Origin of the sequence: Labrys sedimenti (assembly GCF_034424805.1) — a bacterium.
Lineage (GTDB): Bacteria > Pseudomonadota > Alphaproteobacteria > Rhizobiales > Labraceae > Labrys > Labrys sedimenti.
Genome location: NZ_JAXOUF010000002.1, coordinates 704,722 through 725,161, shown reverse-complemented (window position 1 = coordinate 725,161; position 20,440 = coordinate 704,722). Strand labels below are relative to the sequence as shown.

Annotated in this window: 15 protein-coding genes; 2 read left to right on the top strand and 13 right to left on the bottom strand. The window is 65.3% G+C overall.

The window, feature by feature from the left end:
• Positions 1–62 precede the first annotated feature (62 nt).
• The 6 genes from U1R88_RS09825 to U1R88_RS09800 form a co-directional block, all read right to left on the bottom strand.
• Positions 63–1,001, bottom strand: coding sequence for a phosphatidate cytidylyltransferase (locus U1R88_RS09825; RefSeq protein ID WP_322431063.1), 939 nt, complete (start codon positions 999–1,001; stop codon positions 63–65).
• Positions 1,001–1,666, bottom strand: a complete 666-nt coding sequence (locus U1R88_RS09820; RefSeq protein WP_425545402.1) for a lysophospholipid acyltransferase family protein — start codon at positions 1,664–1,666, stop codon at positions 1,001–1,003. Before U1R88_RS09820 ends, U1R88_RS09825 begins: the two co-directional genes overlap by 1 nt.
• Complete coding sequence (locus tag U1R88_RS09815; RefSeq protein ID WP_322431062.1) at positions 1,663–2,115, bottom strand: hypothetical protein; 453 nt, start codon at positions 2,113–2,115, stop codon at positions 1,663–1,665. The genes U1R88_RS09820 and U1R88_RS09815 overlap by 4 nt, the downstream gene beginning before the upstream one ends.
• Positions 2,099–3,496, bottom strand: a complete 1,398-nt coding sequence (locus tag U1R88_RS09810; protein ID WP_322431061.1) for a phosphatase PAP2/dual specificity phosphatase family protein — start codon at positions 3,494–3,496, stop codon at positions 2,099–2,101. The genes U1R88_RS09815 and U1R88_RS09810 overlap by 17 nt, the downstream gene beginning before the upstream one ends.
• A 115-nt stretch (positions 3,497–3,611) precedes the next feature.
• A complete protein-coding gene (locus tag U1R88_RS09805; RefSeq protein WP_425545401.1) occupies positions 3,612–5,372 on the bottom strand; it encodes a bifunctional alpha/beta hydrolase/class I SAM-dependent methyltransferase in 1,761 nt (586 codons plus the stop codon).
• The gene (locus tag U1R88_RS09800) at positions 5,356–6,000 is read right to left on the bottom strand and encodes a CDP-alcohol phosphatidyltransferase family protein (RefSeq protein ID WP_322431060.1); all 645 of its coding nucleotides are present in this window, start codon (positions 5,998–6,000) and stop codon (positions 5,356–5,358) included. The genes U1R88_RS09805 and U1R88_RS09800 overlap by 17 nt, the downstream gene beginning before the upstream one ends.
• Before the next feature lie 352 nt (positions 6,001–6,352).
• On the opposite strand from U1R88_RS09800, the gene U1R88_RS09795 reads away from it, so the two are divergent.
• Positions 6,353–7,081 carry an SDR family oxidoreductase gene (locus U1R88_RS09795; protein WP_322431059.1) on the top strand — a complete coding sequence of 243 codons (729 nt, stop codon included), beginning with the start codon at positions 6,353–6,355 and terminating at the stop codon, positions 7,079–7,081.
• On the opposite strand, the gene U1R88_RS09790 is transcribed toward U1R88_RS09795, so the two are convergent.
• From U1R88_RS09790 to glgX, 3 genes are read right to left on the bottom strand one after another with little or no spacing between them, the layout of a single operon-like run.
• Entirely contained in the window at positions 7,032–7,982 is a 951-nt protein-coding gene (locus U1R88_RS09790; RefSeq protein ID WP_322431058.1) for a LysR family transcriptional regulator, read from the bottom strand. The genes U1R88_RS09795 and U1R88_RS09790 overlap by 50 nt on opposite strands.
• Positions 7,983–8,032: 50 nt before the next feature.
• Positions 8,033–8,476 (bottom strand): hypothetical protein, encoded by a 444-nt coding sequence (locus tag U1R88_RS09785; protein WP_322431057.1) that lies wholly within the window; start codon positions 8,474–8,476, stop codon positions 8,033–8,035.
• 2 nt (positions 8,477–8,478) lie between these two features.
• A complete protein-coding gene (gene glgX / locus U1R88_RS09780; RefSeq protein WP_322431056.1) occupies positions 8,479–12,315 on the bottom strand; it encodes a glycogen debranching protein GlgX in 3,837 nt (1,278 codons plus the stop codon).
• Between the two features lie 198 nt (positions 12,316–12,513).
• On the opposite strand from glgX, the gene U1R88_RS09775 reads away from it, so the two are divergent.
• On the top strand, positions 12,514–13,455 hold the full coding sequence (locus tag U1R88_RS09775) for a lysophospholipid acyltransferase family protein (protein WP_322431055.1): 942 nt from the start codon (positions 12,514–12,516) through the stop codon (positions 13,453–13,455).
• 41 nt (positions 13,456–13,496) lie between these two features.
• On the opposite strand, the gene U1R88_RS09770 is transcribed toward U1R88_RS09775, so the two are convergent.
• From U1R88_RS09770 to glgB, 4 genes are all read right to left on the bottom strand, one after another.
• Positions 13,497–15,125: an alpha-D-glucose phosphate-specific phosphoglucomutase gene (locus U1R88_RS09770; RefSeq protein ID WP_322431054.1), complete on the bottom strand. Its 1,629-nt coding sequence runs from the start codon at positions 15,123–15,125 to the stop codon at positions 13,497–13,499.
• A gap of 64 nt (positions 15,126–15,189) precedes the next feature.
• Positions 15,190–16,623, bottom strand: a complete 1,434-nt coding sequence (gene glgA, locus U1R88_RS09765) for a glycogen synthase GlgA (RefSeq protein ID WP_322431370.1) — start codon at positions 16,621–16,623, stop codon at positions 15,190–15,192.
• Positions 16,624–16,709: 86 nt separating this feature from the next.
• Entirely contained in the window at positions 16,710–17,981 is a 1,272-nt protein-coding gene (gene glgC, locus U1R88_RS09760) for a glucose-1-phosphate adenylyltransferase (RefSeq protein WP_068288695.1), read from the bottom strand.
• Between the two features lie 110 nt (positions 17,982–18,091).
• Positions 18,092–20,308, bottom strand: coding sequence for a 1,4-alpha-glucan branching protein GlgB (gene glgB / locus U1R88_RS09755; protein ID WP_425545400.1), 2,217 nt, complete (start codon positions 20,306–20,308; stop codon positions 18,092–18,094).
• Positions 20,309–20,440 lie beyond the last annotated feature (132 nt).

The following is a 20,440-nucleotide window of genomic DNA, read 5'->3' as shown; positions in this document are numbered from 1 at the left end:
TTTCCTTGATAGCAGTGAGGCGTGGACACTCCGGATCGCCGGCAGGCGGCGACGACTCGTTTCTACACAGTCCACCAATAACGGACCACATGGAAGAAGATCGGCGCGGCGAAGACGACGGAATCGAGCCTGTCGAGCATGCCGCCATGTCCCTCGATCAAATGCCCCCAGTCCTTGACGCCACGATCGCGCTTGATCGCCGACATCACCAGCCCGCCGAAGAATCCCATGAGGGTGATCACCAGCGCCACCAGTCCGGCCTGCCAGAAGGAGAACGGCGTGATCCACCACAGGCCGGCGCCGAGCAGCGTGGCGCTCGCCACGCCGCCGATCAGGCCTTCCCAGGTCTTGGAGGGCGACAGTTTGGGCGCGACCTTGTGCCGGCCGAAGAGCTTGCCCCAGACATATTGCAGCACGTCGCTCATCTGCACGACGATGACCAGGAAGGCGATGAGCAGAAGCTTGCGGCCCTCGAAGCCGGGAATGTCCAGCGTCAGCAGCGCCGGGACGTGGGAGAGACAGAAGATCGCGATCATCACGCCCCATTGCATCTCGGCGACGCGGGTCATGAACTTGGCGGTATCGCCCCTGAGTGCGATCAGGATCGGCAGGAGCAGGAAGACATAGACGGGAATGAAGATCGAGTAGAGGCCGTACCACTCGATCCAGATCAAGTAATACTGGATCGGCAGCACCACGAAGAACATGGCGAACAAGGTGCGGTGGTCGGCCCGGCGCGTCGGGGTCAGCGTCAGGAATTCGCGCAGGGCGGCAAAGGAGGCGAAGGCAAAGAGGGCGATCACGCCGGCTTTGCCGAGGAGGAAGGCACCGCCCATCAGCGCCACCATCACCCACCAGGCGCGAATGCGGGCATTGAGATTGTCAATGGCGGCATTGCCTTGCGGCCCAGCCCGGCGGTCGAGCTGCCAGCCGACCAGGGAGGCGAGGACCAGGAAGGCGATGATGCCGCCGAACAGGGCCAGGGTATGGTTCTCGAACATCAGCCCTCATCCCCCTCATGCGGCCTGAGGGCCAGCAAGGCATTGCGGCTGCGATCGAGGAAAGCCTGCTTCTCCTCCCCGGGACCCAGGCGCAGCGGTACCCCGAAGGTCACCGTGCACAGGAAGGGCACCGGCAGGAATTCGCCCTTGGGCATCACGCGGTTGAGGTTCTCGATCCAGACCGGCACCATCTCGACCTCGGGCTGGCGCTTGGCGAGCCAGAACAGGCCGGACTTGAAGGGCAGCAGCGGCTCCTCACCCATGTTGCGCGTGCCCTCCGGAAACAGGATCAGCGAGGATCCTGCCTCGAGCGCCGAGGCCATCTGGCCGATGGGATCGACGCTGCGGGTCGTGCTTTCGCGATCGATCAGCACGGCATCGAAGACATTGTGGGCGAGGAAGCGCCGCGTCGCGCCGGCATTCCAGTAATCACGCGCCGCCACTGGCCGTGCTGCCGAACGCAAGGCCGACGGAAAGACCGTCCAGACCAGGATGAAGTCGCCATGGCTGGCATGGTTGGCAAAATAGATCCGCGGCTTGCGCGCCGGCAGGCATCCCTGCCAATTGCCGCGCACGCCGGTGACGAGCCGGGCAAAACCGATGGTGGCGATCCCCACCAGCCGGCCGAGCAGGGATCGGCCGTCCCGCACCACAGTGTCATTCACAGCACGACCCCGAGCAATGGCAGGGCCAGCAGGCTTACGACCTGCAGGGCCAGGAAGATGGCCTGGCGGCGGACCAGGGTCATGGCACCGCGAGCCCGCTCGGACATCGGGCGCGAGGGACGGTCCGGCGCGAACAGGCCGAGACGCTTCATCGCCCCGTCGAAATTGGTGGTGCTGAAGGCGTTGCCGGCCAGATGGCCGAAGATATCGGCATCGAAGCCCGCACGCAGGGCGAAATAGCTCTGGATCAGGCCAAACAGCACGGCGAGCGCCGCAAGCCCGCTGACGGCCAGAGGTGCCGAGGCATAGGTGCCGGCCAGGATCCCCCCCACGCCGAGCAAAGTGAGCCCGCGCGATATCCGATCGAGCGCCCTGCCCTGCCGCAGATAGGAAGCGGCGATGGCGGCAATCACCGCCGGATTTTCCTGTGCCTCAGCCATCAGTGCCATCAAGCCTTCCAGCCGCCGCGATGGCGGCCTGCGCATCCGACCCCAGCACGATTCGCGGACGGATAGCACGTATGATCGCAACGGCCTCGTCCACCGTCCCGGCTTCACCACTGGCAAGCAACCAGGTTGCGACGGCGGCGGCGCTGCGCGAATAGCCGAGCGCGCAGCACGCCAGGACCGTGCCTTGTCCGCGCGCCACTTCAATTGCCCTCGCCGCAGCCACGAGGCTGACCGCATCCGGTGCAATCAGGTCGAGCATCGGCACCGCGCGCGTCGACACGCCTCGCCAGGCGGGCAGCTCGGCAGCAAGATCGACAACGCTGCCATAGGTAGCCGGCGCACGATCGAGGCGCGAGGGGATACGGCCCAAATAGATCCCCGGACGGACTTCGCCGGCGGATGGCTCGCGGCACGTCCACCAGCGGGAATTGAGGAAAGCGCCAAGCTGATAGGGCGCGAACAGCAGACGAGCCGCGAGCGGCATCGAACCGTCGGCCCGTTTCTGGAAACCGGCTGCCCCGCGCCAGAGGTAGTTCGCCGCGACGAGGGCGAGCGATGCCGCCGGATAGCAGAGCCAGAGCGCCCAGCCACCCACCCCGATGCCGGCAAATACGCAGCTGAGCGCGCCAAGGCCATAGAAAGCTGCGAGTTTGTGACGTTTGGCCTTACTTCCCGGGTGCGCGGACGTCTCGTCCGCTCTTGGAAACACCACGTTTGCAGGCTCGGAAGAGCGGACGAGACGTCCGCGCATCCGGAATTCTTCATCCGGCCAGAGCCACAGGCAGGACAGGCCCAGCAAGGCGCCGGTCGGTATGTCGAAGAAATGATGCTGGTAGGTGGTGAGGACGGAGAGGCCGATCAGGGCAAACCAGGGATGAACAAGCCAGCGGGCCCATGACGGCAGATGGCTGATGTAATGCACCCAGAGGATCACCAGGAGCGCGATATGCAGCGAGGGCGCCTGGTTATAGGGCTTGTCGAAGCTGAGCAGGGCATCGAACATGAAGCCCGGCAGGCCGCCGCCGATCTCGGGCTTGGCGAAGCTGAAGCGCAACGGAAAGGCGAGGAAGCAGGCGACGGCGATGACCTGTGCGGTCAGCAGCCGGCGGCCCAGCGTATCCAGCTCCGCGCGGCTGGTGCAGACGAACAGCGAGGCGGCATAGAATAGGTTGACCGACCAATAGGGAATGATCGTCCAGGGCAGGAACGGGATGCCGCGTTCCCAGCCGAACATGATGGACGGTACGAAGGCGCGCTGGTCGGCGAGGTAGTTGGCGAGGCCATAGCTCGAATAGAAGAAGATGCCGAGCCCCACGAGCCAGACAAGCGCCCTACCCCAGGGACGCCTATCGGCGGGCCTTGCCGGTATCGTCATGCTCATGACGAGGCCTTTTGCCAAGTGCGGCGTCTCGGAGCGCGGACATCCTGTCCGCTCTTGGAAACGCCACGCTGGCAGGAAGGAAAGAAGCGGACAGGATGTCCGCGCTCCAAAGGATTCATGACGCGGCCTTGCGGCGAGCGAGCGACACCGAGAAGATGCCCCATTCGTCGATACGCTGTTCGAGCTTCTCGAAGCCCGCGGCCTCGACGAGCTGGTCCATCTCGGCCTGCGTACGCCGGCGCATCACCCAGGCTCGCCCCTGGCGATGGCTGGTCAGGGCCCGCGCGATGAATTCGAGCTGCGGATGCCAGGGCTGGCCGGTATAGATCAGATAGCCGCCGGCCGGGATGGCGGCTGCGAGCCCGCCAAGCGACCATTTGATCAGATTGTTGTCCGCGAACAGCTCGTAGAGACCCGAAACCAGCCCCAGAGTGGGCCTGGGCTCGATGCCGGCAAGGCTCGCGGCATCGAAGGCGTCACCCTTGACGAAGCGCGCGATGTCGGCGAGGCCCTTCTCGGCGATCAGCCGCCCGCCCGCCTCGACATTGATGTCGCTGTAGTCGCGCAGCAGGATCGAGTCCGGACGCGACACGCCCTCCGCCTCCAAGGCTTCGAGCACGTAGCGGCCATGGCCGGCGGCGATGTCGACGATGGAGACCGGCCGCCCCTCGTCCCGCAGCCGGGCGATGGCGACACGCAGCAATTCCTCGACATGAAGCTTGCGCTGGCGGATGCCGCGCCAGCCGATCGCCTCCAGATAGTTCCTGTCGGCCAGCCGCCCGAGAGCCGAGCGTCCCGACGGCGTGTTGCGGTAGACGTAATCGAGGGTGGAGCCGGAATCGAAGCCGGTCTCATGGCCGAGCCTGATGCCGTCGGAGATCAGCCCCGTCGCCTTCAGTCCAAGCCTGGTACCCGCCCAGTAGAGGCCCCTCGGCGAGGCGAGCGGCAGGGGCGAGGCCAGCCTGTCGGCTTCGTCGCGGGTGTAGCCCTGGCGATCGGCCTCGGTGAGAACGGTGCGTTCCAGGGGCGCAGCGAAGCGCTCGCCGAGGAAGCGCCTGACATGGCCGATCGCCACCGCCCTGTCCTTTTCGCCGAGCGTGTCGTGGTAGAACCCCGGCAGCACGTGCCGCTCCTTGGTGGCCGATCCCAGATTTTCGTAGAAGCGGTGTTGGGGTCCGTGATGCACGACCCAGTCGGCGCCCGAGACGAGCAATTGCGTCGGCACCGTGATGGCCCGGGCATCCTCGACCACCCGTCGTGCTGCCTCATAGAGCCCGAGGAGGATGCGCACCGAGATCGCCCGGGTGATCTTGGGATCGGCGTCGAAGGTCGCCTGGCGCTCGAGATCATGGGTGAGGAACTTGGCCTTCACATAGGATTGCACGAAGAAATTGCCCTTATAGGCCTGCCACAGCTTCAGGCCCGGCCGGGCAAAGGGCACGTAGAGCTTCACCTTGAAGGCGGGCGAGGCCACCACCAAAGCACGGATCCTGGGCGCGTAGTCATGCACCCAAGCCGAGGCGACAACAGCCCCGACGCTCTGGGCGAGCACGGCGATGTCGGCCGGCGCGAAACCATGCGCAGCGCCGATATGGTCGATGAAGCTCTGCACATCGCGCACCAGGGCGCCGAAACTCGGGGCATCGCCACGTTCGCCGGGCGAGTCGCCGTGGCCCCGGGCATCCCAGGCGAAGAACTCGTAATCGGGCATGGCGAGTTCGTCGGGCAGATGCGCCATCCGGCCCGAATGCTCGTGGCCGCGATGAAATAGTACGACCGCGCCCTTGGCGGGGGCATTGACGACCGGCCAATGGCGATAGAACAGCTCGGCACCGTCATGGCTGCGAAAAAAACCGGTCTCAGAGGGACGCATCATGACTCCTGCCGTCATCGGCCTGCTTGGCGCGGGCCTCACGCAGGCCCTTATGCACACGATTGACGATGGTCAGTGTGAGAAAAAGCACGGCAAGCGGCATCAGCCAACCGAACCAGCCGGGCAGCGGCAAACCGAGGCCGACCCACAGGCCGAGCGCGCCGAACACGAAAGCGCGGTCGCTCTTGCCGAGCGGGCCGTCATAGCGCCTGTTAGCGCCGACCATCGGCCCCATCACGCCGGCAAACTCGCTGATGACGGCAAGCACGATCACCGCGCCTGTCCAGAACGGCCCGAAGACCGGCAGGGTGGCGAAGGGCAGGATCAGCGCGGCGTCGGAGACGACGTCGGCGATCTCGTTGAGATAGGCCCCGAGCAGGCTCTTCTGGCCGAATTCCCGCGCCAGCATGCCGTCAATGGCATTCAGAGCCATGCGGATGGCGAGCCAGACCGGCAACAGCAGGAAGAGGATGCGCAGATCCGAGAGCCAGGCGACACCGAGACCAACGACGAGAGAGCCCGCCGCCGCCGCCAGCGTCACCTGGTTGGCGGTCGTGCCCCGCTCGGCCAGCCGCGTGACGCGTGGGCGCAAAAGAGCCTGGAAACGGGGCTTGAGGGCATAGAGACTCACGGGACTGTCCAGATTCGCGGTTTAGCCGGCTATCATGGCTCAGCCGGCGAGACTTATGCAACCCGACGGATAGGCCGGCGCGTACCGGTGCATGGCATGCTTGCCGGATCGGAGAGGCGGACGAGACGTCCGCGGTCCCAGCCTTGGTGCCTCCAGTACGAACCTTGCCAGCATCGCGCGGGCAGCTGCGCGGCTGGGACCGCGGACGTCTCGTCCGCCTCCCCTTCCCAGCAAGCGCGGCTCTGCCATCGGAAACACCGATAGCACTATCGGTTTCTTCCGTTTTCCAGGCCGTCGCCGATCTGGGATGCCCATGCGCAGGTCCATCGGCATCGAAAGGAAACGCTTCATCATGAGTCTTGCAAAGTCGAGAATTCTTATCGCCGGCGGCAGTTCCGGCATGGGCCTGGCACTGGCGCGGCGTTGCCTCGATGCCGGTGCGCGGGTCGTCATTGTCGGACGGAGTGAGGAGAGATTGGCCCAGGCCCGCTCGAGCCTCGGTGCCGATGACGCTCTCGATACCGTATCTGCCGACATCACTCGGGAACACGAGGTCGCGGCGTTGTTCGAGCACATCGGCCGGCTCGATCACATCGTCAGTACCGCGGCCGATATCGAGGGAGCCTATGCGCTTCTGCCCTCTCTCGACCTGAAGGCCGTCCAGAGAATCATGGAAAGCAAGGTCTACGGGGCCCTCCTCCTGGCCAAGCATGGCGCCGGGAAGCTGGCACCGTCCGGCTCCCTGACCTTCGTCTCCGGTATCGCGGCCTATCGTCCCCTGCCGCGGGGTGCAGCGGTCGCCGCCGTCAATGCCGCGCTGGAAGGGCTGGTCAAGGCGCTGGTCGTGGAGCTCGCGCCGCTGAGGGTCAATGCCGTCTCACCGGGTTGGGTCGACACCCCGATCTGGACCTTCGTCGCCGGCGACAAGAAGGACGAGACTCTGGACGCCATGGCCCGTAAATTGCCGGTCGGCAGGGTCGGCCGCCCCGACGATATCGCCGATGCCCTGGCCTTCGTGATGGGCAACGGCTTCATGACGGGAACGGTTCTGCATGTCGAGGGCGGGCATCGCCTGGTCTGAGTGCGTCGAGCCCGGTGCTGGCCGAGGCGAGCAGCAGCTTCAGGGCCGGCGGCTGCACCCGCCGCCGGCGCCAGATCATCACCAGCTCCGCGGCCAGGTCGGCCGCTTGGGCAGGATCCGGCCAGGAAAGCTCGGTCACCTCGCCCCGCGCCAGCGCCTCGGCAACCGCCAGGCGCGGTACCAGGCCAAGGCCCGTTCCCGCAGCCACCAGCCGGGCTATCGCACCGATGCTGCCGGCTTCGGCGGCCAGGCTCGGTGCAGCCAGCCCCGCGCGAACAAAGGCCGCGTCGAACAAATGGCGGTAGACACAGCCTGGCTCCGTCGCCACGAACCGCCTCGCGCCAAGCATGGCTAGCCCATTGCCGGGCGGCAGCGGCGGCTCGTCCGCCGGCGCGATCAAAGTCAGCGGTTCCCTGGAAATGCTGCGCGTGGCGAAACGCTCGTCGAATTCCCCCCGGTCGAAACAGAAGACGACCTCCACCTCCCCGTCCTCCAGCTTGCGCAGGAGGTCACCCGTGCCCGCGACCGACAAGCGCAGCGCGATTTCCGGATGGGCCTGCCCGAAACGCGAGAGCCAGGCCGGCAGGCGGGCGGCCGCGATCGTTTCCAAAGCGCCGATCGACACTGCTCCCCGCTCCTGCCCCGAAGTCATGGCCACCGCTCCGCGGGCCTCGTCCGTCAGCATCAGGATTTCTTCGGCATAGGGCTGCAGCGCCGCTCCGGCGGCCGTCAGCTGCAAGCCTGACCGCGAACGCGTGAACAAGGGCGTGCCGAGTTCGGCTTCGAGCGCCTGGATCTGGTCGCTCGCGCTCGATTGAGCAAGATGCACCGCCTCGGCCGCCCGAGTGACATTGCGATGGCGGGCAACGGCAAGAAAGGTCTTGAGCAATCTGGGATGCATGGTTTTTCAGACCTCGGTCTCGAATGACGCTGCAGAGTCCAGAACGTGCTTCAACGGGCCAGGAGACGGATGCCCGATGCGAGGCAGAAGACGATGCCGGAAGCCAGGCCATACGCCGCCGACAACAACAAGCCCTCGGGCTCCAGCAGTTCCCCCGGCCTTCCTCCCAGCAGCCAGGCATAGCCATACATGGTGACCGGCCCGAGCAGGATACACCACAGGCACAATCTCGCGGCCGACAAGGCTTGCCTGCGCCGCAGCCACAATGCCACCGGCACCACCAGGATCAGGGTGACGGCATAGGTGAAAGGCAATCCAAACATCAGAAAGGCTGCGAAGACACCGGCAATCTCGGAGTTGGGAATGCTGCCCTGCCCGCCGGCCACGAGATCGAGCACGATAAACAGAAGCGGAAGGCCGGCCGGAACCGTCCAGGGACTAACCAGGCCCCCGAGCGCCAGGCTTCTCGCATGCTGCTTGCCGGCCTCCTGCATGGCTATTCTGCTCGTCCCGCCTGCCGCATCGCCTCGAACACCGCCTTGGCTTCGTCGGTTTCCAGCATGGCGTGGACATCGAGGTCGAGGCGTCGGCGCCAATTGGGATATTCGCGATCGGTTCCGGGCAGGTTGACGGGCTCTGCCTCGCCGGCGAGATCCTCGACCTGCGCGGCGACAAGGCCGGAGGAAGCGGAGGCCAGGAAGCCATGGATGGCGCCGACGAGGGCCGGCGTCAGCGCTCTCTCCTCGCTGCCGACGGCCTGCAGCAGCGCCTGCCTGTCCTCGGCGCGTGCCGCTTCCGCATCCTCGGCGACGGGCCGGCCGAGCGAGCGTTCCAAAGCGAGATCGGCGCCGTTCCACCAGCCGCGCAGGGTCGGCAGATCGTGCGTGGCGACACAGGCGAGCGAAGCGGCCGGATAGACGTCGGGGCGGCGGAAGACCGTACCGTCGCGTTCGAAGAACAGCACGCGATAGGAATAGAGCTCGGCTTCGGACAGCCGCTCGCGCAGGCCCTCCGGCACGGTACCGAGATCCTCGCCCACCACCATGCAGCGATGGCGTTGGCTCTCCTCGGCCAGCACCGTCAGCATGCCTTCGAGCGGATAGGTCAGATAGGCACCCTCGCTGGCCGGCATGCCGTCGGGCACCACGAAGAGGCGGGTCAGAGCCATGACGTGGTCGATGCGAAGCGCCCCGGCGTGGCGCATATTGGCAGCAAGCAGTTCGCGGTAATGGGCAAAGCCGCTCTGGCGCAGGGCGACCGGATCGAGCGGCGGGATATGCCAGACCTGGCCGCTGGCCGAGAAGGGATCGGGCGGCGCGCCGGCGGAAACCCCTTTCAGGAAGGCATCGGGCGCCGTCCAGACCTCGGCGCCATCCGGCGCCGCTCCCACGGCGAGGTCGCGGCAAAAGCCGATGGCCAGGCCACTGCGGCTGGCCGCGGCAAGCTGCTCTTCCGCCAGGAATTGCAGATAGCCGGCGAAATCGGCGGCATGCTGCAGGTCGGGGGACAAGGCCGCCGTCGACATCGCCGGGATCGCGCTCGATCCGGCCTGCTCTTCCAGTGCCTGGAACAGGCAGAAGCGAGCCAGCGCCTCGCCAGCCGCCACCTGGAAGGCCCGGAAGGCAGCGAGGCGCGCAGGACGTTCAGGCAGGATCGAGAAAGCCTGCGCCAGCGCCGCCCGCTTGTGGCGCCAGACTTCGGGCCAATCGATGAAACGCCCGGCCGGCGGTGAAGCCGTGAGATGGCCTTCGAGTTCGGGTACGGCGTCGAGGGCGATCAGGGCCGGATCGAGGAAGCGCCGGTCGGAAGGCTGATAGGGGCTGGCCCGCTGGCGGTCGGAGGGGAACATGGCATGAAAGGGATTGAGGGCGATCAGGCTCGCGCCCTTGCCGGCCGCGTCCCGGGCAAAAGCCTCCAGCGTGCGGAAATCCCCGACACCCTGGTCCCCCTGCCGTCGTAGCGTATAGAGCTGGGCCGAAAGCCCGAAGCGCCTGCCGCCATCGGCGAGTGTCGGCGGCAGATAGGCCCTGGCTTGCCGGTTCTCGACGGGCGCACCGAGCGAGCGCAGGTGCTCCAGGCTCTCGCGCGCCTGGGCGAGCGAATGATGGGGCAGGCCCATGGCGGTGAGCAGAGCGCGCTTGGTGTCAGGAGAGACCAAGGTGTGGCGGCCCGAAACCTCCCACCATTCCGGCGCGATGCCGGCAGCCTTGGCCAGGAGTTCAAGCACTTCGGGTGGCGCATCCCCATCCCTGCTCGGCGCACGCCCCGGCTCGGCGATGAACACGCCGACCGAGCGTGGCGCAAGCTCCATGATGTCGAAGGCGCCGTAGAGGGCCGGTGGCGCGAAGGCCTGGTATTCGTCGCTGACATGCGCCAGCCGCCAGACGAGCCCGGGTGCGAGATCCGGCAGCCGGGCATATAGCGGCTCGGCGCCGGCATGGAACCAGATCAGCGCTTTCGAGCCATCCGGTCCCGTAATCGCCATGCCGAGGCTGCGCAGGGCCGGATTGCCCCATTCATTGTCCTGCAGAGGCTGGCCGCTTGGACCGAGCCAGATCACGTCGGGCGCTCCATCAGCCGCGACGTCGGCAGAAGGCCTGCCGGTCAGGAACCGATCCGCCGTCACCAAAGGCAATGACTTGCGCAGGCGCGTCAGGCTCGCCACGAACTGGATCAGGGAGCGATCGGCGTTGGCCCAGTCGATCCAGGTGATCGCATTGTCCTGGGCATAGGCGTTGTTGTTGCCGCGCTGGCTGCGGCCGAGTTCGTCGCCCATGGCGATCATCGGCGTGCCCCGCGACAACAGGAGGCTGGCCAGCAAGGCCCTGATATGGCTGCGCCTGAGCGACACGATCTCCGGCGCCGTGCTGGGTCCCTCGGCGCCATCGTTCCAGCTCACCTCGCCCGAATGGCCGTCGCGGTTGCCCTCGCCATTGGCGTCATTGTGCTTGCCGGCGAAACTCACCGTATCGGCGAGCGTGAAGCCGTCATGGGCCGCGACGAAATTGATGCTGTCGCTCGGGCGGCGGCGGCCGGGATCGAACAGATCCGAAGAGCCGGCCAGGCGGGTCGCCAGCGCGCCGATGCCGCCATCGCCCCGCCAGAACCGCCTGACGTCGTCGCGATAGCGATCGTTCCATTCCGCCCAGTCTGCCGGAAATTGGCCGAGCTGATAGCCGCCGGGGCCGATGTCCCAGGGCTCGGCGATCATCAGCCGCGCCTTCAGGACTGGATCGGCGGCAATGGCGGCGAACAAGGGCGCTTGCCGATCGAAACCATCGGGCCGGCGCCCCAGCACCGGAGCGAGATCAAAGCGAAAGCCATCGAAGCCGCCGATTTCGGCCCAATGCCGGAGGGCAGCGAGGGTGAGGCCGAGCCCCGGCTCGCGATCGAGAGCCAGTGTGTTGCCGCAGCCGGTATCGTTGGCATAGAAGCGCGGATTGTCGGCGAGCCGGTAGTAGGAACGGTTGTCGAGCCCACGCAGCGAGTGGGTGCCGCCACGCTCATCGCTCTCCGAGGTGTGGTTATAGACGACGTCGAGCAGCACCTCGAAGCCGGCCTCGTGCAGCCGGTCCACCGTCCGCGCAATCTCGGCCATGCCGCCGGGGGCAAGGCGCGGATCCGGCGCCAGGAAGCAGGCGGGATTGTAGCCCCAGTAATTCCTCAATCCGAGCGGCTCGAGATGCCGTTCGTCAATGGCGGCGGCCAGGGGCATCAATTCGAGCGTGGTGATGCCGAGCTCGGTGAAATGGGCGATCGCCGCCGGATGAGCCAGGGCGGCGACGGTCCCGCGAAGCTCGGGCGGGATGTCGGGATGGGCCTGGCTGAAGCCCTTCACATGGACTTCATAGATGATGCGGGTTTCGGGCTGCACGCCGGAAGGACGGGTCTTGTCCGGCGCTAGCCGCTCCAGCACGGCTTTCGGCATGATCGCAGCGGTATCCGTGCCATCCAGGACGTGGTCATCCACGCCTTGGGCGCCTTTCACCGGCAGGGCGGAGGTCATGCCCTCCGGCAGGACGAGCCGGGTCGCATGAGGATCGATCAAGAGGCGCGCCGGGTTGAAGCGCAGCCCCTCCTCCGGGCGCCAGGGACCATGGGCGCGCAACCCGTAGAGCTGCCCCTCAGCAAGCCCACCGATACGACCATGATGCACCGGTCCGTCGCGTCCGGAGAGCAGGATCCGCTGGCTCTCCGTGCCATCGGCATCGAACAGGCACAGCTCGATGCGTTCGGCTTCGGCAGCGTGGACGGCGAAATTGACCTCTTCCCCGATCCAGCTCGCTCCGAGCGGAGCTGCCGCACCGGGATTCGCCATACTTGAACGTGCCATACGGTCCTTGCCTCGACTGTCGAATGCCTGTCGTACTTTCCTGACATCTTGGACGATCAAAACGCAAAGACTAGATGACAGGATGCGGCGAAATTTCTGTCCGCTACCCATTGCGGGTGAATCGTCTCCGACCAATGTCCTTGTCGCGCGTTTTGCTGTAGGAACGTCCTAGCGCGATAGTGTGCCCGAAGGAAAACCATGGTTCGCCATATTGCCGACCCAGCCGGGGCCGAAACGGACGTCGTCCAGTTCACCTATGCGGACCCCACCTTTTCCAAACCGAAACAGGCCCTGATCCGAGCCATCGAGAAGGTGACAGGGCAGCCTCGGCTGAAGCGCCTCTACCTCGAAAACCAGCGCAATCCGGTGGCGGGCGAGAGCTTTTTTGCCGCAGCGGTCCGCCAGCTCCGGCTCGACGTCCAGTTCGACAGAACGCAGCTCGACAAGATTCCGAAGACCGGGCCCTGCGTCATCGTCGCCAACCATCCCTATGGCGTGCTCGACGGCATCACCATCGCCTGGCTGATCGGCCTGGTCCGCCAGGATTTCGTCATCCTCACCAATGCCGTGCTGCTGCATGCGCCGGAAACACAAGCCTTCCTGCTGCCCGTCGATTTCGCGGAGACCGAGGAGGCGATGCAGACCAACCTGCGCACCCGCGCCGAAGCGCGCCGGTTGCTCGATCGCGGCGGCTGCGTGATCGTCTTTCCGGCCGGCGGCGTCTCCACTTCGCCCGACAAGCTCGGGCGGCGCCCTGCGATGGACGCCCCCTGGCAACCCTTCACAGTGCAGTTGATCCAGCGCTCCAAGGCGACGGTGGTGCCGATCTTCTTCGGCGGCCAGAATAGCCGCCTGTTCCAGATCGCCAGCCACCTCAACCAGACCCTGCGCCTGTCCCTGATCTTCAAGGAGGTGCGCGATCGCATCGGCACGATCCTGCCGATCGCCATCGGCGATCCCATCGATGGCGCAGCTTTCGCCGCTGCAACCGACCGCAAGGCGGTCGCGCTGGAGCTGATGAGCCGTACCTACGCCCTGGCGGGCCAGCTGACGGATGACCGCACCGCCAAGCGCATCGCCGCCGGCCATCTCGAACCGGTGGCGCTGAACCAGCCGAAACTCTGCGCGCCGCGGGTGTAGGGTTTCCTTCTCCCCTTGCGGGAGAAGGAAGATCTCCGCCCTCAGGTCACCACGCTCGGTTCGGCCATGCCTGTCTTCTCGGCGATGCCGCTGAGCTGGCGGGCGACGGCGATGACATCGGTGAGGGCGGCCTGCGTCTCGATGCCGTGTTGGGCAGGATCGGCTTCGTAGCGCTCGAGATAGACGCGCAAGGTCGCTCCTTCCGTCCCCGTCCCGGACAGGCGATAGACGATGCGCGAACCGTTCTCGAACAGGACGCGCAGGCCCTGGTTCTTCGAGTCTGAACCATCGACGGGATCGTGGTAGGCGAAGTCGTCCGCCGACTTGACCTTGAGGGCGCCGAAGCTCTTGCCGGGCAGGCTGGTGATTTGCGAGCGGACGGCTTCCATCACCGCATTGGCGGCCTCCGTGGGCACGGCCTCGTAGTCGTGGCGCGAATAATAGTTCCGGCCATATTTGGCCCAATGCTCGCGCACGATGTCGAGCGTAGGCTGGCGACGCTTGGCCAGCAAAGTGAGCCAGAGCAATACCGCCCACAGCCCGTCCTTCTCGCGGACGTGGTTCGAGCCGGTGCCGGCGCTCTCCTCGCCGCAGATGGTGACGCGATCGGCATCGAGCAGATTGCCGAAGAATTTCCAGCCGGTCGGCGTCTCGTAGATGTTCACGCCCATCGCCTTGGCGACCTGGTCTGCCGCAAGGCTGGTGGGCATCGAACGGGCGATGCCGGAAATGCCCTTGGCATAGCCGGGCGCCAGATGGGCATGGGCAGCCAGGATGGCAAGGCTGTCCGAGGGGGTGACGAAGATGCCGCGGCCGATGATGAGGTTGCGGTCGCCGTCGCCATCCGAAGCCGCCCCAAAATCGGGGGCGTTCGACCCCATCATGAGATCGTAGAGCTCCTTGGCGTTGACCGGATTGGGATCGGGATGATGGCCGCCGAAATCGGGCAGCGGCGTCGCGTTCACCACCGTGCCCGCGGCGGCCCCCAATTGCTCCTCGATGATGCGGCGGGCGTAGGGTCCAGTGATGGCCGACATCGCATCGAAGCGCATGGTGAAGCCGGACTTGAACAGCTCCCGGATGGCATCGAAGTCGAAAAGCTTGCCCATCAGTTCGGCATAGTCGGCGACGGGATCGACCACTTCGACGATGGTATCGCCGATCGCCGTTTCGCCGAGCTTGTCGATGTCGATATCGGGCACGTCGGCGATCTTGAACTCGCTGATCGACTTTGTGCGGGCAAAGACGGCATCGGTGATCTTCTCGGGCGCCGGGCCGCCATTGCCGATATTGTACTTGATGCCGAAGTCTCCGTCAGGCCCGCCGGGATTGTGCGAGGCGGAGAGCACGATGCCGCCGAAGGCCCCATATTTTCGGATGACGGCCGAGACGGCCGGCGTCGACATCAGGCCGCCCTGCCCCACCTTGATACGGCCGAAACCGGCCGCGGCCGCCATTTTGAGGATCTTCTGCACGACCTCGCGGTTGTAAAAGCGCCCATCGCCGCCCACGACCAATGTCTTGCCGGCAAATCCCTCCAGCGTGTCGAAGATCGACTGCACGAAATTCTCGACATAATGCGGCTGCTGGAACACCGGCACCTTCTTACGCAAGCCGGACGTGCCGGGCTTCTGGCCATCGAAGGGTTGGGTCGGGACGGTACGGATCATAGTGAGGTTCCGGTTCTGGTTTATCCGAAGGTCGATCTGTGCAGGGCGAGGACGGCAGTTGCCCTCACCCCAGGAGCTCGCGATAGAGCTTGGCATAGCCGGCAGCCCTGAGATCCCAGGACTGGTCCAGCCCCATGCCGCGGCGCTGCATCGCCTGCCAGACGGGCTTGTCGTTGTAGAGCGCGATGGCTCTGGAAATCGCATCGCGCAGCATGTCCGGCGTGATCGGCTGGAACTGCACGCCGGTGGCAGCCTTGAGCGTCAAGGCCGCATCGTTGGCATCGACGATGGTGTCGGAGAGCCCCCCGACGCGCGCCACCACGGGAATGCAGCCATAGCGCAAGCCATAAAGCTGGGTAAGGCCGCAAGGCTCGAAGCGCGACGGCACCAGCGTCATGTCCGAGCCGCCGAACATCAGATGCGAGAGTGCCTCGTCGAAACCGAACACGGTGCCGACACGCCCCCGGTGCTGAAGGCTTGCCTGGCGGAAGATGCCCTCAAGCTCCCTGTCGCCGGAACCGAGCAGGGCCAGTCGCGCGCCGGAGGCGACCAGATGCGGCAACGCCTCGGCGAGAATGTCGATGCCCTTTTGCCAGGTCAGCCGGCTGACCAGGCAGAACAGCGGCGAGTCGTCGTGATCGAGGCCGAAGCGCTCTTCCAGCGCCTTGCGATTGCCCACACGCCTGGCGAGGGACCTGGCATCGTAATTCACGGCCAGGCTCGGGTCGGTCTGGGGATTCCATACCCGCTCGTCGATGCCGTTGACGATGCCGGAGAGCACATCGGCGCGGCCAGCGAGCAGGCCTTCCAGCCCCATGCCGGCTTCCGCCGTCTTGATCTCGGCGGCATAGCGCGGCGAGACGGTGGTGATGCGATCGGCAAAATGCAGCCCGGCCTTCAGGAAGCCGATCATGCCGTAATACTCGACCCCGTCCAGGGCAAAGGCCCGCTGCGGCAGGCCGAGACTGCCGAGAATCGAGCGGGGATACTGGCCCTGGAAGGCGAGGTTGTGCACCGTGATCACCGATTTCGGCCTGACGGCATCGGTATAGTTGAGATAGGCCAGCGTCATCGCCGCCTGCCAGTCATGCACATGCACGATGTCGGGCCTGTAGGTCTTGACCAGGCCGTGGCAGATTTCCGCCGCCGCGCTCGACAGGGCACAATAGCGCTGGGGATTGTCGAGCCAGTCGCGCCCATCGGCATCGACATAGGGATTTCCCGGCCGGTCGAACAGATGCGGCGCATCCACGGCCAGGAGGTCGAGTTCGCCGATGGTGGCGCGCTTGATGGCGGTGCGGCCGCCGAAGAAGCCCGGCAGCTTGGCCACCGTTTCCCAGGAAGCACTTGCCGCCATCACGGCGGGATAGCCGGGGATGACCGTCGTCACCGCGACGTCATGGCCTTTCAGGGCAGCCGGCAGCGCACCGACGACGTCGGCGAGCCCCCCCGTCTTGATCAGCGGATGGATTTCGGACGCAACCGCGAGAACTTTGATCATCGAAAGCGCTAACTTCTTGTTTTGACGCATTTTCCGGGCCGAGAAGCTTGGCGCCTCACCGGAAAATGCCCAGGATCGTGTCGTCAGAGCTTCAGCTTGTCGATCATGGGTTGGGTGATCAGGCAGATGCCCTTTTCCGTCCGCCGGAAGCGCTTGGCGTCCAGTTCCGGATCCTCGCCGACGACCAGGCCCTCGGGGATGATCACGCCGCGGTCGATCACCACATTCTTGAGCTGTGCCGATCGCCCGATCTCGACATAGGGCAGGATCACGGCGTTCTCCACACTGGAATAGGAGTTGATACGCACCCCGGTATAGAGCAGCGAATGCTTGGCGGTTGCCCCGGAGACGACGCAGCCGCCGGATACCAGCGAGGAGATCGCGGTGCCACGGCGTCCCTCGGTGTCATGCACGAATTTAGCCGGCGGGGTAATTTCGGCGAAGGTCCAGATTGGCCATTCCTGGTCGTAGAGGTCGAGCGCGGGCACGACGTCGGTGAGGTCGATATTGGCCTCCCAATAGGCGTCCACCGTGCCGACGTCACGCCAATAGGATTCCTTTTCGTGCTCGGAGCGCACGCAGCTCGCCGGGAAGCGGTGCGCCACCGCCTTGCCGTTCTTGACGATGTGGGGAATGATGTCCTTGCCGAAGTCGCGGCTGGAATTGGGATCGTTGGCGTCTCGCTTCAACTCCTCGGTGAGGAATTTCATCGAGAAGACATAGATGCCCATCGATGCCAGCGCCATCTCGGGATTGCCGGGGATCCCAGGCGGATCCTTGGGCTTCTCCACGAAGGCGACGATGCGATCCTGCTCGTCGACATGCATGACGCCGAAGCCGGTGGCCTCCATGCGCGGCACTTCGAGGCAGCCGATGGTGACATCGGCGTTCTGCTCGACATGCTGCTTGAGCATCAGCTCATAGTCCATCTTGTAGATATGGTCGCCTGCCAGGATGACCATGTATTCGACGCCGGTGCCGTCGATGATGTCGAGGTTCTGGTAGACCGCGTCCGCCGTGCCGCGATACCACATGTCCTCGGAAATGCGCTGGCTGGCCGGCAGGATGTCGAAGCTTTCGTTGCGCTCCGGCCGCAGGAAGTTCCAGCCGCGGTTGAGGTGGCGTATCAGCGAATGCGCCTTGTATTGCGTGGCCACGCCGATACGACGGATGCCCGAGTTGATCGCGTTCGAAAGGGCGAAGTCGATGATGCGGCTCTTACCTCCGAAATAGACCGCGGGCTTGGCGCGCCGGTCGGTCAGTTCCATCAGGCGGCTGCCGCGGCCTCCGGCCAGCACATAAGCCATGGCCGAACGTGCCAGCGGCCCACCCTTCGAATGCCTCGGTTCCGTCATACAGTTCCTCCCACTGATAATCCGGGATGACGCTGCTGCCTTCCTTTTCAGCCTCGGCTCCTATCGGGGAGCCGCGACTCTCCAAAGACATGCAACGCCCACTCCCCAGCCTAGTTCCCCGCCCATTCCAGCATGATGGCCGTCAAGGGCGGCAGATTGATACGCGCGGACGCCGGTTTGCCCTTCCAATCGCCCGCATAAGCAAAGACTCCGCCGGCATTGCCTCGATTGAGCCCGAAATAACGCTCGGCGTCGGTGTTGAGAATTTCCCACCACTGTCCCGCCAGAGGCAGGGGCAGCAGATAGTCGTCACGCGCGACAGGAGTGAGATTGGCCACCACCACGATCGGCATCGCATCGGTGGCATAGCGCGCCCAGGCGAACACCGAATTGGCGTTGTCGTCGACCACCATCCACTCGAAGCCGTCGCCCTCGCAATCGCGCTGATGCAGCGCCGCACGGCCGCGATAGAGATGATTGAGGTCACGGACGAGATCGCTCAACCCCTTGTGCGGGCCATATTGCATCAAGTCCCAGTCCAGCCCGACATTCTCGTTCCACTCCCGGCGTTGGCCGAAATCCTGGCCCATGAACAACAGCTTCTTGCCGGGATACGCCCACATCAGCGCGTAATAAGCCCGCAGGGTGGCGAATTTATCGCCCTCCATACCCGACATCTTGTTGACGATGGAATTCTTGCCGTGGACCACCTCGTCATGGGAGAGCGGCAGCACGAAATTCTCGGCAAAGGCGTAAATGAGGCCGAAGGTCAGGTCGTCATGGTGATATTGGCGATAAACCGGCTCGCGCTGCATGTAGCTCAGCGTGTCGTGCATGAAGCCCATGTTCCACTTGAACCCGAAGCCGAGCCCGCCGTCATGCACGGGCTTGGACACGCCGGGCCAGGCGGTGGATTCCTCGGCGATGGTCATCACGCCGGGATGGGCCGCATAAACCTCCTTGTTCATGCGCTGCAGGAAGGCAATGGCGTCGAGGTTCTCACGCCCGCCGTGAATGTTGGGCAGCCACTCCCCATCCCTGCGCGAATAGTCGAGATAGAGCATGGAGGCGACGGCATCCACGCGCAGCCCATCGATATGATAACGCTCCAGCCAGAACAGGGCGTTGGCGATTAGGAAATTGGCGACCTCGCGCCGGCCGAAATCATAGATCGCCGTGTTCCAGTCGGGATGGAAACCGCGCCGCGGGTCGGGATGCTCGTAGAGCGCGCTGCCGTCGAACCAGGCAAGGCCATGCGAGTCGGTGGGAAAATGCGCGGGCACCCAGTCGAGGATCACGCCGATCCCGGCGGCATGGGCGCGATCGACGAAACGCGCGAACCCCTCGGGCGAGCCGAAACGGCTGGTCGGCGCGAACATGCCGGTTGGCTGGTAGCCCCAGGACGCATCGAGGGGATGCTCCGTCACCGGCAGCAATTCGATATGGGTGTAGCCCATGTGCTGGGCATAGGCGATCAGATCGTCGGCAAGCTGGTCATAGCTGAGGAAGCGCTGATGCTCGCCGCGCTTCCAGGAACCGAGATGCACCTCGTAGATCGACATCGGTGCCCGCCGCGCATCGCGGTGCGCCCGCTCCTCGAGCCATTGCTGGTCCGTCCAGACGAAGGGCTCCGACGAGGCGACCCGGGAGGCCGTACCGGGGCGCAATTCGCTGGCAAAGGCGAAGGGATCGCTCTTCAGCGGCAGCAGCGCGCCGTTCGGGCCGATGATCTCGTATTTGTAATGGGCGCCGACACCGACGCCCGGAAGGAAGATCTCCCACACGCCGGTATCGACGCGCTTGCGCATCGGATGGCGCCGGCCGTCCCAGTCGTTGAAATCGCCGACGATCGATACCCGCCTGGCGTGCGGCGCCCACACGGCGAAATGCACGCCGTCCATATCGCCATGCTGCAGGGGACGGGCACCGAGCTTGTCCCAGAGGCGGAGATGGGTGCCTTCGGTCAGCAGGTAATCGTCGACCTGACCCAGCAGCGGCCCGAAACGATAGGGGTCCTCGACCTCCCACTGCCCTCCCGCATTGACGGCACGCAGGCGGTAAATCCCGACGCTGTCGGGCACCAAGCCTTCGAAGACGCCATCATCATGCCGCCGCTCCAAGGCAACGGGCCCGACCAGATTGGGCGCGAGCACCGACAGCGTCTCGGCATTGGGGATGAAGGCGCGGATGACGAGGCCGGCGGGTGTCTCATGCGGGCCGAGTACGGCGAAAGGATCGGCATGACGTCCCGCCGCAAGCGCGGCGACCTCGACCTCTGACAAACGCCAATCCGCCGTCTTGCTGCGGCTGACCGGCCGCTTAGCCAAGGGTGCCGGCTTTGCGGCTCTGGCGGCGGGAGCGTTCGTCTTCGTTGTCTTTGCCAAGCGCCACGACCCCTTTTCGAACCGGATCGAAACGCCTGGACTTGCCGGGACCAGGCGTCTTCCTGTGATCCTCTC